At 65.5% G+C, this 16,406-nt stretch carries 16 protein-coding genes; 10 read left to right on the plus strand and 6 right to left on the minus strand.

Features of this window, described 5'->3' with window-relative positions; all coding sequences use genetic code 11:
• Positions 1–29 precede the first annotated feature (29 nt).
• The 7 genes from lolA to lysS all read left to right on the plus strand — a co-directional run bounded on the left by lolA (position 30) and on the right by lysS (position 7,387).
• On the plus strand, positions 30–665 hold the full coding sequence (lolA, locus tag ACTIEY_RS14755; protein WP_439520301.1) for an outer membrane lipoprotein chaperone LolA: 636 nt from the start codon (positions 30–32) through the stop codon (positions 663–665).
• A 15-nt stretch (positions 666–680) separates the two neighbouring features.
• Positions 681–1,979 carry a replication-associated recombination protein A gene (locus ACTIEY_RS14760; protein WP_439519887.1) on the plus strand — a complete coding sequence of 433 codons (1,299 nt, stop codon included), beginning with the start codon at positions 681–683 and terminating at the stop codon, positions 1,977–1,979.
• Between the two features lie 228 nt (positions 1,980–2,207).
• Positions 2,208–3,137 carry a branched-chain amino acid ABC transporter permease gene (locus ACTIEY_RS14765; RefSeq protein WP_439519888.1) on the plus strand — a complete coding sequence of 310 codons (930 nt, stop codon included), beginning with the start codon at positions 2,208–2,210 and terminating at the stop codon, positions 3,135–3,137.
• A 17-nt stretch (positions 3,138–3,154) separates the two neighbouring features.
• Positions 3,155–4,240, plus strand: coding sequence for a branched-chain amino acid ABC transporter permease (locus ACTIEY_RS14770; RefSeq protein WP_439519889.1), 1,086 nt, complete (start codon positions 3,155–3,157; stop codon positions 4,238–4,240).
• A gap of 13 nt (positions 4,241–4,253) precedes the next feature.
• Positions 4,254–5,024, plus strand: coding sequence for an ABC transporter ATP-binding protein (locus ACTIEY_RS14775; RefSeq protein ID WP_439519890.1), 771 nt, complete (start codon positions 4,254–4,256; stop codon positions 5,022–5,024).
• Positions 5,025–5,040: 16 nt separating this feature from the next.
• On the plus strand, positions 5,041–5,757 hold the full coding sequence (locus ACTIEY_RS14780; protein WP_428288128.1) for an ABC transporter ATP-binding protein: 717 nt from the start codon (positions 5,041–5,043) through the stop codon (positions 5,755–5,757).
• Positions 5,758–5,833: 76 nt separating this feature from the next.
• Entirely contained in the window at positions 5,834–7,387 is a 1,554-nt protein-coding gene (gene lysS, locus ACTIEY_RS14785) for a lysine--tRNA ligase (RefSeq protein WP_439519891.1), read from the plus strand.
• A gap of 62 nt (positions 7,388–7,449) precedes the next feature.
• On the opposite strand, the gene rpoH is transcribed toward lysS, so the two are convergent.
• Positions 7,450–8,397: an RNA polymerase sigma factor RpoH gene (gene rpoH / locus ACTIEY_RS14790; protein WP_439519892.1), complete on the minus strand. Its 948-nt coding sequence runs from the start codon at positions 8,395–8,397 to the stop codon at positions 7,450–7,452.
• 170 nt (positions 8,398–8,567) lie between these two features.
• The gene (locus ACTIEY_RS14795) at positions 8,568–9,068 is read right to left on the minus strand and encodes a PaaI family thioesterase (RefSeq protein ID WP_439519893.1); all 501 of its coding nucleotides are present in this window, start codon (positions 9,066–9,068) and stop codon (positions 8,568–8,570) included.
• A gap of 125 nt (positions 9,069–9,193) precedes the next feature.
• Between ACTIEY_RS14795 and ACTIEY_RS14800 the strand changes: the two genes are divergently transcribed.
• The 3 genes from ACTIEY_RS14800 (at position 9,194) to ACTIEY_RS14810 (ending at position 12,723) form a co-directional block, all read left to right on the plus strand.
• Entirely contained in the window at positions 9,194–10,873 is a 1,680-nt protein-coding gene (locus tag ACTIEY_RS14800) for an alpha/beta fold hydrolase (RefSeq protein ID WP_439519894.1), read from the plus strand.
• A gap of 120 nt (positions 10,874–10,993) precedes the next feature.
• Positions 10,994–12,331: a tetratricopeptide repeat protein gene (locus tag ACTIEY_RS14805; RefSeq protein ID WP_439519895.1), complete on the plus strand. Its 1,338-nt coding sequence runs from the start codon at positions 10,994–10,996 to the stop codon at positions 12,329–12,331.
• A 98-nt stretch (positions 12,332–12,429) separates the two neighbouring features.
• Positions 12,430–12,723 (plus strand): DUF2917 domain-containing protein, encoded by a 294-nt coding sequence (locus ACTIEY_RS14810; protein WP_439519896.1) that lies wholly within the window; start codon positions 12,430–12,432, stop codon positions 12,721–12,723.
• Between the two features lie 2 nt (positions 12,724–12,725).
• Here the strand turns inward: ACTIEY_RS14810 and ACTIEY_RS14815 are convergent, their stop codons facing one another.
• The 4 genes from ACTIEY_RS14815 to ACTIEY_RS14830 form a co-directional block, all read right to left on the minus strand.
• Complete coding sequence (locus tag ACTIEY_RS14815; protein ID WP_439519897.1) at positions 12,726–13,997, minus strand: tetratricopeptide repeat protein; 1,272 nt, start codon at positions 13,995–13,997, stop codon at positions 12,726–12,728.
• Positions 13,998–14,087: 90 nt separating this feature from the next.
• Complete coding sequence (locus tag ACTIEY_RS14820; RefSeq protein ID WP_439519898.1) at positions 14,088–14,258, minus strand: hypothetical protein; 171 nt, start codon at positions 14,256–14,258, stop codon at positions 14,088–14,090.
• 71 nt (positions 14,259–14,329) lie between these two features.
• On the minus strand, positions 14,330–15,391 hold the full coding sequence (locus tag ACTIEY_RS14825; protein WP_439519899.1) for an aldose epimerase family protein: 1,062 nt from the start codon (positions 15,389–15,391) through the stop codon (positions 14,330–14,332).
• A gap of 46 nt (positions 15,392–15,437) precedes the next feature.
• Positions 15,438–16,406 carry a Bug family tripartite tricarboxylate transporter substrate binding protein gene (locus ACTIEY_RS14830; RefSeq protein WP_439519900.1) on the minus strand — a complete coding sequence of 323 codons (969 nt, stop codon included), beginning with the start codon at positions 16,404–16,406 and terminating at the stop codon, positions 15,438–15,440.

Raw genomic sequence — 16,406 nt, forward strand, 5'->3', positions numbered from 1 at the left:
GTGGGCGCAAACGGATCACACACCTCATGATGAAACAACTTTTTCTTGCCGGCGTCCTCGCCTGGTCGAGTTTTGGCGCTCAGGCCGACGGCATGCAGGACCTGGAGAAGTTCCTGCGTGAGGTCAACAGTGCGCAGGCCAGCTTCACCCAGGTGGTGACGTCGCCCAAGCGGAGCAACGAGACCACCGCGCGAAGCAAGACCTCCACCGGCCGCTTCGAATTCCTGCGGCCCAACCTTTTTCGGTTTCAGTACACCAAACCCTTCGAGCAGACCATCGTGGCCGACGGGCAGACGCTCTGGCTGCACGACGTCGACCTGAACCAGGTGACCTCGCGGTCGCAAAAGGATGCACTGGGCAGCACGCCTGCGGCGCTCATTGCCTCGGGCGCTGACATGAAGGCCCTCTCGGAATCGTTCGAGCTGAAGGCCGCTCCCGCACGAGAAGGCCTCGAATGGCTGGAGGCTCGGCCGAAGGACCGCAACGGCCAGTTGCAGATGGTGCGCATCGGTTTTCGCCAGGGCCAGCTGTCGGTGCTGGATATCGAGGACAGTCTCGGCCAGCGCTCCGTGCTCACCTTCAGCGAATGGCGCGACAACGCGGCGCTGAAGGCGGGCGATTTCAGGTTCCAGCCACCACCTGGCGCCTCGGTGATCCGGCCTTAGCCGGACGCCCTCTCCATGCCCGTCTCCAAGGCCGGTGCTCACGTCCCGCTGGCCGAGCGCTTGCGCCCGCGCACGCTGGCCGATGTCATCGGCCAGCAGCACATGCTGGGTGAAGGCATGGCCTTGCGGCTGGCGTTCGAATCGGGCCAGCCGCACAGTTGCATCCTCTGGGGGCCACCCGGCGTGGGCAAGACGACCATCGCGCGACTGATGGCAGATGCCTTTGATGCCCAGTTCATCACCATCAGCGCGGTGCTGGGCGGTGTGAAGGACATCCGTGAGGCCGTGGAACGTGCGGAAGCGGCCCGCAGCGGGCTTGCGTCGCAACGCACCATCCTGTTCGTGGACGAGGTGCACCGGTTCAACAAGAGCCAGCAGGACGCCTTTCTGCCCCATGTGGAAAGTGGCCTGTTCACCTTCATCGGCGCCACGACCGAAAACCCTTCGTTTGAAGTGAATTCGGCCTTGCTGTCCCGCGCAGCGGTGTACGTGTTGCAACCCCTCACCGAAGACGATCTGCGCCAGATCGTGGCCAAGGCACGCGCGATCGATGCCGTGCCGCCGGTGGAGGAAGCGGCGGTCGACCGGCTCATTGCCTACGCAGACGGCGACGCGCGCCGTTTGCTCAACACGCTGGAAACGCTCGCGGTGGCGGCCGATAGCGAGAAACTGGCCGAAGTCACCGATGCCTGGTTGCTCAAGGTGCTGGGCGAACGCATGCGGCGTTACGACAAAGGCGGCGAGCAGTTCTACGACACGATCAGCGCGCTGCACAAAAGCGTGCGCGGATCAGACCCGGACGCCGCACTGTATTGGCTCGTTCGCATGCTGGACGGCGGCGCAGACCCCCGCTACATGGCGCGACGCCTCATCCGCATGGCCAGCGAAGACATCGGCCTGGCGGACCCGCGCGCCTTGCGCCTGGCGCTGGATGCGGCCGAAGTCTACGAACGGCTGGGCAGTCCGGAAGGCGAACTGGCGCTGGCGGAATGCGTGGTCTATCTGGCCGTCGCCCCCAAGTCCAACGCGGTGTACAAGGCCTTCAACGCGGCCAAGGCGTTCGTCAAGAAGGATGGCACGCGTCCTGTGCCCATGCACCTGCGCAACGCGCCGACGAAACTCATGAAGTCGCTCGACTACGGCAAGGGGTATCGATACGCGCACGATGAGGACGGCGGATTTGCCGCAGGTGAGAGTTACCTGCCAGAAGGCATGCCAGAACCTGGTTTCTACAAGCCGGTGGATCGTGGCCTGGAACTGCGCATTGGTGATAAGTTGCGTGAGCTCAAGCGGCGCAACGATCAAAATAACTAATGGAACGCCTGACCCTCTGATGCTGTGGTCCTGCCCTGGGTGAATTCAGGGTAAACCCGCGCCCGTTAAGGGCTTACACGCATGGGGGGCCCCAAAACGCCTCGCTACAATCGCCCACCAACCCGCAGTCTGTCCTGTTACAAGGTCGAGTCTGGCGGGTTTTTTGCTAGGTTGAAGCAGGCCATGGCGCACAACGCAAGTGGCTGATCACAAACACGGAGAACCTTCATGGAAGTATTGCTTCAGCAGATCATCAACGGTCTGGTGCTGGGCAGCATGTATGCGCTCGTGGCCCTGGGTTACACCATGGTCTACGGCATCATCGGGCTGATCAACTTTGCGCACGGCGACGTGCTGATGGTGGGGGCCCTGACCAGCTGGACCGTCATCGGCTGGATGATGGACGCCTCCACTGGCCTGCCGACCTGGCTGGTCCTCCTTTTCGCCACCATCATCGCCATGGTGGTCTGCGCGGTCCTGAACTTCTCGATCGAGAAGCTCGCCTACCGGCCGCTGCGCAACTCGAACCGGCTCGCTCCCCTCATCACGGCGATCGGCATGTCGCTTCTGCTGCAGACGTTTGCCATGATCATCTGGGCCCCGAATCCGAAGTCCTATCCCTCGATGCTCTCGCGTGAGCCGATCGAATTCGCTGGCGCGGTGGTGTCGGTCACCCAGGTCGTCATCCTGGCCACCACGGCCGTGACGCTCGCGTTCCTGATGTGGCTGGTCAACCGCACGAACCTCGGCCGGGCCATGCGCGCCACGGCAGAAAACCCGCGCGTCGCTGCGCTCATGGGCATCAAGCCCGACGTGGTCATCTCGGCCACCTTCATCATCGGCGCGATGCTCGCGGCGATTGCCGGCGTGATGTGGGCTTCCAACTACGGCACGGTGCAGCACGCGATGGGCTTCATGCCCGGGCTCAAGGCCTTCGTGGCCGCCGTCATGGGTGGCATCGGCAACCTGGCTGGCGCAGTGGTCGGTGGCATCGCACTGGGTCTGATCGAGTCGCTCGGTGCCGGCTACCTGGGCAAGCTGACCGGCGGTGTGCTGGGCAGCCAGTACACCGACATCTTCGCTTTCATCGTGCTGGCCATCGTCCTCACGCTGCGCCCCTCGGGCCTGCTGGGTGAACGCGTGGCAGACCGCGCCTGACCGCAAGGAGAAGCACCATGATGAACACGAAAACCGGCAAACTCATCGTCTTCCTGATCGCGGCCGCAGCCTTGCTGCTGTTGCCCATCATCCTGCAATCCACCGGCAGCAACTCCTGGGTCCGCATCCTGGACATTGCGCTGCTCTATGTTCTGCTGGCTCTGGGCCTGAACATCGTGGTGGGCTACGCGGGCCTGCTGGACCTGGGGTACATCGCGTTCTTCGCGGTGGGCGCCTACGTCTTTGCCCTGCTGGGTTCGCCTCACCTGGCCAACACGTTCCCCGCCATCCAGGCCATGTTCCCGGATGGGCTGCACTACAGCATCTGGTGGGTGATGATCCTGGCGGCGGTGATCGCGGGCGTGGTGGGCATGATCCTCGGAGCGCCCACGCTGAAGCTGCGTGGCGACTACCTGGCCATCATCACGCTGGGCTTTGGCGAGATCATCCGCATCTTCCTGCTCAACATGGACCGCCCGGTGAACATCACCAACGGGCCCAAAGGCATCAGCCAGATCGACACGATCTCGGTGTTCGGGCTGGACCTGGGCAAGCGGCTCACCATTGGCGACTACACCTTCCAGCCGGTCACGCTGTATTACTACCTGTTCCTGTTCTTCGTGGTGCTGGCGGTGATCATTTCCTACCGCCTGCAGGATTCGCGCATCGGCCGTGCCTGGATGGCCATCCGTGAAGACGAGATCGCTGCCAAGGCCATGGGCCTGAACACCCGCAACCTCAAGCTGCTGGCCTTTGGCATGGGCGCTTCCTTCGGCGGCGTCTCCGGCGTGTTGTTCGCATCGTTCCAGCGCTTCGTCTCGCCGGAGTCCTTCTCCTTGATGGAGTCGGTGATGGTGGTGGCGATGGTGGTGCTCGGGGGCATTGGCCACATTCCAGGCGTGATCCTGGGGGCCCTGCTGCTGGCCGGACTGCCAGAGCTGCTGCGCCATGTGGCCCATCCACTCACGGCCATGACCGACGGGCGCCTGGCGCCCGAGATCCTGCGCCAGCTGCTCATTGCGCTGGCCATGGTCGTGGTCATGCTCATCCGTCCCAAAGGCTTGTGGCCCGCGCCCGAGCACGGCAAGTCCTTGAGCAAGTGAGCGGAGAAGAAAAATGAGCGACACCATTCTCAAGGTAGCGAATGTTTCCAAGCGCTTTGGCGGCCTGCAGGCCCTGAGCGACGTGGGCATTGAAATCAAGCGTGGCCAGGTCTATGGCCTGATCGGTCCCAACGGTGCCGGCAAGACGACGTTCTTCAACGTGCTGACCGGCCTGTACACACCCGACAGTGGTTCCTTTGAACTCGCAGGCAAGCCCTACACCCCCAGTGCGGTGCACGAAGTGGCCAAGGCCGGCATCGCCCGGACGTTCCAGAACATCCGGCTGTTTGCCGAAATGACCGCGCTGGAAAACGTGATGGTGGGTCGCCACGTGCGCACCCATTCGGGCCTGATCGGCGCGGTGCTGCGCACCCCTGGATTCAAACGCGAGGAGGCCGCCATCACTGCGCGGGCGCGCGAACTGCTGGCGTACGTCGGCATCGAGAAATTTGCCGATTACAAGTCGCGCACGCTCAGCTATGGCGACCAGCGCCGCCTGGAGATCGCGCGAGCCCTCGCCACCGATCCGCAGTTGATTGCGCTCGACGAGCCGGCTGCCGGCATGAACGCGACCGAGAAGATCCAGCTGCGCGAGTTGATCGACCGCATCCGCAAGGACAACCGCACCATCCTGCTGATCGAGCACGATGTGAAGCTGGTGATGGGGTTGTGCGACCGCGTCACGGTGCTCGACTACGGCAAACAGTTGTCGTCAGGCACCCCTGCCGATGTGCAGAAGGACCCGAAGGTGATCGAGGCTTACCTCGGCACGGGTGGCCACTGATCAAGGATTCATGCAAATGGCAAACACACTCCTCAAAATCAGCGGCCTGAAGGTGTCCTATGGCGGCATCAAGGCCGTCAAGGGCGTCGATCTGGAAGTGCGCGAGGGCGAGCTGATCTCCCTCATCGGCTCCAACGGCGCCGGCAAGACCACCACCATGAAGGCGGTGACCGGTTCCCTGGCCTACGAAGCCGGCGACATCGAATACCTCGGCCAGAGCATCAAGGGCAAAGGCGCCTGGGACCTCGTCAAACAGGGCCTGGCCATGGTTCCGGAAGGCCGCGGGGTCTTCACGCGCATGAGCATCACCGAGAACCTGCAGATGGGCGCCTACATCCGCAAGGACAAGGCTGGCATCGCGCAGGACATCGAGCGCATGTTCGGCATCTTCCCCCGCCTGCGCGAACGCAAGGACCAGCTGGCCGGCACCATGAGCGGTGGCGAACAGCAGATGCTCGCCATGGCACGCGCCCTCATGAGCCAGCCCAAAGTGCTGCTGCTCGACGAGCCGTCCATGGGGCTGTCGCCCATCATGGTCGACAAGATCTTCGAGGTGGTGCGCGATGTGTCGGCACAAGGCGTGACCATCCTGCTGGTGGAGCAGAACGCACGCCGCGCCTTGCAGATTGCCGACCGTGGCTATGTGATGGATTCCGGCGAAATCATCATGACGGGCAATGGCCGCGACATGCTGGACGACCCCAAGGTGCGGGCCGCCTATCTAGGCGAATGAGGCCGTGGCGGACGCAAGTCCGCTCAAAACTACAATCGAGGGTTGCGCACACCAGTGCCCAACCCTCTTTTCATTCATGACCGAAGCCCAAACTCCCGATTCCGGCGCGCCCGCGCACGACGACAACCAGCTCATTGCGGAACGCCGCGAGAAGCTCAAGGCCTTGCGGGAATCGCAGAAGCAGGGACTGGGCGTGGCCTTTCCCAACGATTTCAAACCCGCCCACAAGGCCGCCGACCTGGTCGAGAAGTACGGCGAGTCGACCAAGGAAGCGCTGGAAGCCGAGCCGGTGCGCGTCAGCGTGGCAGGCCGGATGATGCTCAAGCGGGTCATGGGCAAGGCCAGCTTCGCCACCGTGCAGGACGCTTCGTTCGGCCCGTCGGGCGGACGCATCCAGATCTATGTGAACAACGATGGCGTGGGCGAGGCGACGCACCAGGCCTTCAAGCATTGGGACCTGGGTGACATCATCGGGGTGGAAGGTGTGCTCATGCGCACCCGCACGGGCGAACTCACGATCCAGGCCGACGGCATCCGCCTGATCACCAAGAGCCTTCGGCCCTTGCCTGACAAGTTCCACGGCATCGCGGACCAGGAGATCAAGTACCGCCAGCGCTATGTGGACCTCATGACCGACGAGGCGGCTCGCAAGCGCTTCATGGCTCGCAGCCAGGCGCTCTCCAGCATCCGCGATTTCATGGTGAGCCATGGTTTCCTGGAGGTGGAAACGCCGATGCTGCACCCCATTCCCGGCGGGGCGAACGCGAAGCCTTTCAAGACGCACCACAACGCGCTGGATCAGGAAATGTTCCTGCGCATCGCGCCCGAGCTGTACCTCAAGCGGCTGCTGGTGGGTGGCTTCGATCGGGTGTTCGAGATCAACCGCAACTTCCGCAACGAAGGCATCAGCGTCCGCCATAACCCCGAATTCACCATGATGGAGTTCTACGCGGCGTACTGGAATTACCAGGACCTGATGGACTTCAACGAGCAACTCATTCGCCATGTGGTGCGCCGCGTGCGGGGCGACGAACCGCTCACGTACCAGGGCCAGCCCGTCGATGTGGAGTCCCCGTTCGAGCGGTTGACGATCCGCGAAGCGATCAGCAAGTACACCGATGCGGGCGACCTTGTGGACGATGCCGCCTGGCTCACTGGTCAGCTGAAAAAGCTGGGCCTGAGCGAGGAAAAACACCAGCTCTCCGGTCGCAGTCTTGCGAGCCTGCAGGTGATGTACTTCGAAGAGAAGGTCGAGGACAAGCTCTGGAACCCGACCTTCATCATGGACCACCCGACCGAGATTTCGCCGCTGGCGCGCGCGAACGACGCCAACCCTGAAGTGACCGAGCGCTTCGAGCTTTACATCACGGGTCGTGAGTTCGGCAATGCGTTTTCGGAGCTCAACGACGCCGAAGACCAGGCCGCGCGCTTCCAGGCACAGGCCTCAGCCAAGGATGGAGGCGATGAAGAAGCGATGTACTACGACGCGGACTACATTCGCGCGCTCGAGTACGGCATGCCGCCCGCTGGCGGATGCGGCATCGGCATCGACCGCCTGATGATGTTGCTGACCGACAGTCCGAGCATTCGTGATGTGATTCTTTTTCCCGCGCTGCGCCGCGAAAACTGACGCCGCTGCAGGTGCCATGAAAGAAGCCGCCCGCAGGCGGCTTCTTTTTTGGGTAAACCCGTTCAGGCGTAGGCGGCCAATGCCTTGCGCATCTTCTTCATGGCGGCCACTTCAATCTGGCGAACGCGCTCGGCGCTCACGCCGTACTCGGCCGCCAGCTCGTGCAAGGTCATGCCACCAGAGCCGTCGTCGTTCACCTTCAACCAGCGCTCGCTGACGATGCGGCGCGAGCGCTCGTCGAGCTCACCCATCGCCATGGCCACGCCTTCGGTGGCCAGCAGGTCGCGCTGGGCAGACTCCAGCACGGCAGTCGGCTCGTGCGTGGCGTCGGCCAGGTAGGCAATGGGCCCGAAGCTGTCTTCGCCGTCGTCGCCGGGAGCGGGGTCCAGCACCACGTCACCGCCTGAGAGGCGTGTTTCCATCTCGCGCACTTCTTCGGGCTTCACGTTCAGCTCGCGGGCCATCACGCCCACTTCGCCGTCGGACAGCACATCGCGGTGGGTGTCGCCATCCAGCGCGTCAGCCCGGAAGCCCTGCTTGCGCGAGCGCAGGTTGAAGAAGAGCTTGCGTTGTGCCTTGGTGGTCGCGAGCTTGACCATGCGCCAGTTCTTCAGCACGTATTCGTGAATCTCGGCCTTGATCCAGTGCATGGCGTAGCTCACCAGCCGCACGCCCTGGTCAGGGTCGAACCGCTTCACGGCCTTCATCAGGCCGACGTTGCCTTCCTGGATCAGGTCGCCGTGCGGCAGGCCGTAGCCCAGGTACTGGCGGGAGATGGAAACGACCAGGCGCAGGTGGGACATCACCAGCTGGCCGGCGGCGTCGATATCGTTGTCGTCGCGCAGGCGGCGAGCGGCCTGCTGTTCCTGCTCGAGCGTGAGCAAGGGCAGGCGGTTCACCGCGGAAATGTAGGCGTCCAGGTTGCCCAGGGGCGGCACCAGCGCCCACGGGTTGGCCACGGCGAGCGAGCCGTTGGCAGCAGAGGCGACAGGAGCGAGAGCGTGAGACATGAGAACCCTCCTCAGGTGTTCGGCCAAGAATATTAGCACTCTCTAGGATCGAGTGCTAAGACCGAAGTTCCTGGCCTCATGGGGCGGCCGTGTTCGGCGTCGACTGGCGCTTCCCCGCCGGGGCGAGGCGTCCAGAGTGAAAGCCTTAAGTCCTTGATTTAAAACAGTTTTCAGGACTCCTGAAGCTTGAGCATCCAATGAAAGGTGGCGCGGGCGATGACGATGCCGTCCTCGGAGCGAGCATTCACGTCCACGGCCACTTCGGCACGTCCCAGTTGCCGAAGGTCCTTCAAAAGGGCCTCCAGATCGTCCACCAGGGTGGCGTGGGCCGTGAACAGGCCTTTCGCGGGTTTCAGGTAGGACATCCGGGCCTCCTTCACCACGAACCGGGTCTGCATGATCATCGGCAGCAGGGCTCCCGCCAGTGCCGCGCCCGAGGCCGTCTCGCAGGTGGTGAACAGCACGCCCGCGTGGAACGTCCCGACGTGGTTCAGGAGGTCGGGGGATTCTTTCACGCTCGCGTGCGCCTGCCCCTTGTCCAGCGCATCGACCGAGATGCCCAGCCAGCGGGCGAAAGGCACGCTGCGGCTCATTTGTTTGCGGACGATGTCGAACATGATCTTGGGGCTCCATTGCGTGGCGAGATGGATGAGTTTCTGGCTGACTTGCATGGTGGTGCGGGGTGGGATGCGGTGACGCCAGTCTGGAAATCGCGCGTCCGCTGAACGTCCGCTGGCTTCTTCCGGTCCGACGCACGGGCAACCGGGGTCCTGCGGGACCCCTACAATTTTTTGCCATGTCCAGCGCCGCTCCGATCCATGCGATGCCTGCGGCGTCGAACCGCGTCGCCGCGTCGCCGCACCGCGTCGACGTCCGTTGCAAGGGCTACCCCGGCATCTGGATCGATGGGCAGGCGCGGCCACTCAAGCTCAAACGCGGGCTCGCGCTCGTCGTGTACCTCAGTGAGTTGTCGAGACCGGTCGCCCGCAACCAGCTGGCCGACACCTTGTGGCCTGACGCAGCACCCGACACGGCCCGCGCGCGGTTGCGCCGCCTGTGTCACGAAGTCAATGGCGTCCTCGGGCTCGACCTGGTGGTCGGCGACGCCGACGCCTTGTGGCTCGACGGCGTGGCAGAGGGACCCGTCTCGGATGTCGAGCGCATCCGCCAGGGCGCACAACAACTGCTGGCGACGCCGAACGAAGCCCGGTCGCGCGAGTCGCTGGAGCTACTGCTCGCGAGCGATTCCCACCGCCTGCTGGACGGCTTCGAGCTGGACTCCGACGTTTTCCATGCGTGGCTGGACGTGCGGCGCAGCGAACACGAACGCCTCGTGGTGCGCGCGCTCAGCCGGGCGGCGGAACACCTTTGCGCCAGTGGCCAGCCGGCGCTGGCCGCTGAGGCGGCGGCTCGGCTGATCGCCATTGACGCGCTGGCGGACCTGGGTCACGCCGTGATGCTGACGGCTCGCTCCCAGCTGGGCGATGCGGCCGGGGTCGAGGCGGCGTATTTCGCCTGCGCCGAGGTGCTGCGCAACGAACTCGGCATCCGGCCTTCTGCGCACATCGAGGCGGCCTACGCGGACGCGCGCACGCAGCTCACGCTGTTGCCAGACCAGCGCACAGCGCGCCCCCGCCTGTCGCCTCCCATCCGGTTCGCAGACACCGAAGATGGCTCGGTGGCCTACCTGGAGCTCGGTGGTGGCGACACCACGCTGGTGATCCTCTTCGGTCTCTGGTCGCACCTGGAGGTGTCCTGGGAAGAGCCCCGCATCCGCGCCGTCCTGGATCGTCTGGCCCGCTCCTTTCGCGTGGTGCTCGTGGATCGCCGTGGCACCGGCCTGTCTGACCGGGTCGATCAGCAGCAGTCCACGCGCGCCGGCGTGGAAGACATCGATGCGGTGCGCCGGGCCTTGGGAACAGAGCAACTGTGGCTCCTCGGCAATTCGGTCGGAGGCGCGATCGCCATTGAGTACGCGTCGGTGTTTCCCACCCGTGTCAGGGGCTTGGTGCTCTATGGAACCGGCGCGCGTGGCACCTGGTCGCCCGACTACCCGTGGGCGCTCACGGAGCAGCAGCAGAAGAAGTGGCTGAGCCAGTTGCAGTCTTCCTGGGGTGGCGCCACCAGCCTCGCGCAGTTCGCTCCGTCGATGGCGCAAGACCAGGCCACCCGAGACTGGTGGGCGCGGATGCTGCGGCAGTCGGCTTCGAAGAACGGCATTCCGCTGCTGTTGCGCGCACTCGGTGGGATGGACGTTTGCGCTCGCCTTCCCGAACTTCAGGTGCCCACGCTGGTGCTGCAGCGCGAGGGCGATCTCATCGTGCGCGAAGGTGCGGCGCGCTATCTGGCCCAGCACATTCCCGGCGCCCGGCTGGTGCTGCTCGAGGGAATGGACCATCCCCTCTGGTATGGCGATACCGGCGCCGTGCTCGACGAGATCGAGCGCTTCATGCAGGTGCAGCACCCGGTCCCTTGAGGCGAAGGACTGTCAGCGGACGGTCGCTTCCTAAGCTGGTTGTGTCGGTTGGCCCTGCGGCCGATGCCGATGCCCGACAACCTGTCGGGCCCACCTTCCATGTCCCTCAGGAGAACCATTGTGATTTTCAAAGACCTTCGCGGCGAAGCGCTGTCCACCGCGCACGCGTCCTCGGCCGCCGCGTACAACCAGACCCTCGACCTGCTCAACAGCTTCCGCGCCGACCCGGTCGCCGCGCTCGCGCCGGCACTGGAACAAGACCCCGACTTCATATCGGGCCATCTTCTGATGGGCGCCATGATGCTGGCGACCTATGACCCGCAGATGAATGCACCTGCGCTCGCCAGCCTGCATCAGGCCGCAGCCAGTCCACTGGCGCCGACCGCGCGAGAGCAGTCGCTGCACGCGGCGCTGCGCGTCTGGGCCGAAGGCGACATGAAAGAGGGGAGCCGTCGGCTCGACCGTCACCTGTTCGATCATCCGCGCGACCTGCTGGCCTTGCAGCTCGCCCACACCGCCGACCTGGCGCTGGGCCAGACGACGATGCTGCGCGACCGCATCGCGCGTGTGCTGCCCGCCTGGAACGAAAGCGACGCTGGTTATGGCTACGTGCTGGGCATGCAGGCCTTCGGGCTTGAAGAGTGCCACGCCTACGAGCAGGCCGAGGAAGTGGGCCGGCGCGCCGTGGCGCTGCAGCCGCACGACACGTGGGCGATCCATGCGGTGGCCCACGTCTGCGAAATGCAGGGCCGCGCGGCCGACGGCATCCAGTGGATGAACGCCACGCGCGCCACCTGGGAGGCCAACAACGGTCTGGCCGTTCACAACCACTGGCACCTGGCGTTGATGCACCTGGCCCGTGGCGAACACGCTGCTGCGCTCGCGCTGTACGACCAGGCTGTGGTGCCTTCGCCCACCGCGTTGGCGCTGGATCTTGCCGACGCCAGCGCGCTGCTGTGGCGCCTGGCCATGCGCGGGGTGGATGTGGGGCCACGGTGGGCATCGCTCGCTCAGCGCTGGCGTGCGCAGGGCCTCTTCGGCGCCGTGGGCTTCCTCGACGTGCATGCTGGCGTCAGCTTCGCTGCCGCCGGTGATCGGGAAGGCCTCACGCAGTTGGCGCGCGCCGCTGCGGCAGCGCAGGAGCGCCCCGGTGCGCATGCCGAATGGAGCGCGGTGGCCATTCCTGCCCTTGATGGCGTTGCTGCCATGGCAGCGGGTGAGCACGCGCGCTGCGTGGATCTGCTCCTCCCGGTCCTGCCGGTCGCCCAGGCGCTGGGCGGAAGCCATGCCCAGCGCGACCTGCTCGCACTGACGGCGCAGGAGGCGGCCCGTCGCAGCGGCCAGCACGCAGTGGTGCAGGCGTTGCAGGCGCAGCGGCAGGTTCACCACCTGCCGATCACGACGCTGACGAGCGACATGCCCTGGCGCACGTCTGAGCGCCGCACCACGCCGGCCTGAAGTCTTCCATCACCCTGGACGCAGGATGGCACGCGGTCCCCGGACCGCGTGCCCGAGCCATCCACACACGCCGCCTTGCGGGCGGTTGCAGGATCACCATGAACACCACGCACACCCTTTACTTTTTTGGCCGGCTGCTTCGCAGCGCTCGCGCGATTCAGGGGCCTCAAGCCACCACCGTCAGGATGAAGAAGAACGAGCTGTTGTCCATCGCACGGCCGTTGGGTTGCCGCATCGACTGCATTCAAGGTGGGGTATGGATCACCCAGGACAGCGACGAACGCGACACTTTGCTGTCTGCGGGCGAGCACCACGTGGCTGACCGCCGAACGCGCCTGATCGTGCAGGCGCTGGAAGCCGGTGTGGTGCGGATTGCCGCGCGGGCGGCCTGAACTCAGGGATGCGTCTGCAGCGTGCGGGCGCCGCGCGCCTCGCAGCGCGCCATCAGGCGCTGGTTCATCTTGCTGTGGGGCCGCGCGGCGATGCGCTCGTCAACGAGTGAACGCGCCAGTTCCCACTGACCGTCGCGCATGCTGGCTTCCAGCAAGGTCTGGTGGACCAGGTCGCACTGGGCCCGGCTTCCACCGCAGTGCTGCGACAGGTGACGGTGCTGCAACATGCATTCCACCGCTGCGGCGTAGTCGCCGGCACCAAAGCGCCACACGGCCTCGCACACCGGCAGCGCGGCGTGCGCGATGAGGCCATGAAGATCCCCGGTTCGCTCTGCACTCGCGCGCAGTGCGTCCATCACCCACTTGGCGTGCTGGTGTCGGCCGGCACCCACATAGGCCAGGATGGCGTGTGTGTCGTTGAAGGGCCGCAGACCGCGTTCAGGCACCACGGCCCAGGCACCGGCCACACGCTGCCATCGATCGACCGTATCGATCCCGCGCAACTGCAGGCGCCACAGCAGTGCCGACGCATCCACCAGCGCGGGCACGCTGGCGCCGGGCGCTGAGGGCAGAAACGCATCCAGGATGCGCAAGGCCGATTCGACATCGTCCAGGTCCAGGTGGCACAAAGCCTGGTGCCACCACAGGTGCGGGGCGTAGCCCGAGCTGCTCGTCCATGCGGACGACCTTTCTTCCAGCCAGGCAATGCCTTCGTGCGACTTTCCCTGCATGTCCAGCGCGTGGGCCACGGCGTGCACCGCCGCCGCGTTGCGACCATCAAGTCTCAGGGCCTGCGTCCCGGCTTCCACTGCGCCTTCGTGATCGCCGTTCTCGGCCAGGCCGAAGGCATGCATGCCCAGCACGTGGCCATACCCGGGCATGCGTTCGTGCCAGTGCGCCAGTGCCGTGGCGATGCGGTCGCGCAATTGCAGCGTGCGGCCCCACTGGAGGTCACCGAAATGCGCGACGCGCAGCGCCAGTGTGTCCAGCGGATCCAGGCATGCGATCTCTCCATAGAGCTGGAGCGACGCCTTGAGATCGCGTTCAAGCCAGGCGCGCGCTGCGGCCAGGTGCCGCCGATCGCGCTCGCTGGCCGATTCTGCGGGCAAGGCCTCGGCCAGGTGCAGGGTGCGGGCCAGTGCAGGCAGCGTGTCCTCGCTGCCTGCCATCACGAGCAGAGCGGCGTGCAGGCAGTGTCCCGCTGCAAAGTGGGGATGCGACCACATCAGCGCCTGGGCGCCCGCCATGGGATCGCCCTGACCGGTGTGCAGCATGGTCAAGAGTTGGTCCAGCGCCTCCTGCGGCCGCGCGGCCGGGCCTGGCAGGGGTCGGGCGTGCTGGTGAGTGGATGAGCACACGGCCGCTCACCGCCCCGGCGCTGACATGGCCAATCCCACCAGCAGAAGCGTGGTCATGACCATGCCGAAGTGGACCACCGAGGCCAGCAGTTCGCGCCCGCGCCACCACGGGGAACGCCTCGCTTGCCGGGAGGAACGGGAAAAAGCGGTGAGACACCAGCTCGAAAGCCATGACATGGCGAACTCCATCGAAAAAGATGGATGCAAGCTTAGGAAGTCCGGGTCCGCTGAGCGTCTTTCGCGGCGCGTCAGATCACGCTGAAACGAAACTCCGTGGTGCCGCGGTAGGGCCGCGCCTTGGTGACCAAGTTCTGCGGCAGCGCCGGACAGTTGGGGGCGTTGGGGAAATGCTGGGGTTCGAGGCACACCGCTGTGCGCGGGCGATGCGCGATGCCGAGCTTGCCCACGTCCGGCTTCTCCGACGAGCCGAGTTGCCCGGCGGTGTAGACCTGCAGGAGGGGCTCGCTCGTCCACACCTCGAGCGCTCTGCCGCTGCCCGGGCTGCTGAGTCGGGCGCACAGGCGAGTGGCGTCCGAAGGGTGGGGGTCCAGCGGATAGCTGAGGTCGATGTCGGGCAACGAGCCCAGGAGTTTCGGGGTTCGCAGGTCGTGCACGTGGCCGTCCAGCAACACCAGGGCACCGGTGGCAATGCCGTCACTGCCCGTGGCCAGCACCGTGCTGGCGCAAGGTACCTGCAGCACATGCTCGTCGATGCGCCGGCCATGCCCCACACCATCGAGGTTGAAGTAGATGTGGCTCGTGAAGCTGGCGGGGCCGGGATCGTCCAGCGCGGTGGCCAGGTGCTCGATCACCAGTGCGTTGTCATCGTCCAGGCGGTAGGTGAGCTGCAGGTCCAGCGTACCGGGGAAGTCGTCTTCGGCGGTGAGGAACCGGTGGTGAAGCACCAGCGTCCGCGCGTCGGGCTGCGTGGCGTCGAAGACGCGGTGACGCGCGCCGCGCGGGCCACCGTGAATGCAGTGTTCGCCGGCATTGGGGGTCAGGCGGTGCTCGCGGCCATCCAGGGTGAAACGCGCGCCGCCAATGCGTCCGGCGTAGCGCCCGACGAAAGCGCCCATGGATGGCGAGCCCGCGATCACCGCGTCCAGGCTGTCATAGCCGAGCGCCACGTCGGCCAGCTCGCCCTGGCGGTCGGGAACGACGATCTGCAGCACCTTGGCGCCCAGGTTGGTCACGGCCACCACCATGCCGCGTGCATTGCGCAGAAAGAACAGTGCGGTGGGTCGGCCGTCGACCGCGCCGTGAAAGCGTGCCGGATCGAGCAGGGGGAAAAAAAAGGGAGGCGGGTTCATGCGCCCCATTGTGGCCCGAGCGCGTGGACCCTCGCCTCGCCTGCGTTCAGTCGAGCTTGATGTTGGCCTGCGTCACCACCTCTGCCCAGCGCTTGCGCTCGCGCTCGAAGAAGCGGTCCTGTTCGGCAGACTGCATGGTGACGACTTCGGCACCCTGACCGGTCAGGCGCGCGCGCACGTCGGGGCTGCGGATGGCCTTGATCAGTTCGGCATTGAGACGCGCAATGACGGCTGCCGGTGTGCCGTTGGCCACCAGCGCGCCCTGCCAGGTGCCGGATTCGAAGTCGGTCACGCCTTGCTCGGCCAGCGTGGGCACGTCACCCACCAGCGGCATGCGCGTCTTCTTGGAGATGCCGAGCACCTTCAGGCGCCCGCTCTGCACGTGCGGCAAGGTGGCGAGCATGCCGTTCATGATCACCTGGGTCTGGCCCGCCACCGTGTCGGCGACGGCCTGCGAACCGCCTTTGTAGGGCACGTAGGTCCACTTGGCGCCGGTGGCACGTTCCACCGCCACGCCCGCCACGTGCGGCGCACTGCCCACCGCGGTGACCGCGAAGTTCAGGTCGGAGGTCTTGGACAGGACCACCAGTTCCTTGAGCGAGTTCGCCTTCACCGAAGGGTGCACGGCCAGCATGTGCGGCGAGTAGGCCAGCATGGTCACGCCACGCAGGTCCTTGCCCGGGTCGAACGACAGCTTGGTGTAGACCGAAGGGCTGATGGCCAGCGCGCCCACATCGCACAACAGGATGGTGTGGCCATCCGGGGCCGACTTGGCCACCAGGTCGGCGCCGAGGTTGCCGTTGGCGCCAGGGCGGTTTTCCACGATGACCGACTGGCCCAGGCTTTCGGAGAGCGGCTGGCTGATGGCGCGCGCGATGATGTCCGAGGAGCCGCCGGGCGGGTAGGGCACGATGATGCGAACGGCCTTGTTCGGGAAGCTCTGGGCGTGGGCAGGCAGTCCCACCGTGGCCATGACGGCGGAGGCAGCGATGAGTTGGCGGCGGTTCAGTGACAT

Source organism: Hydrogenophaga sp., from assembly GCF_051858985.1.
Classification (GTDB): domain Bacteria; phylum Pseudomonadota; class Gammaproteobacteria; order Burkholderiales; family Burkholderiaceae_C; genus Hydrogenophaga.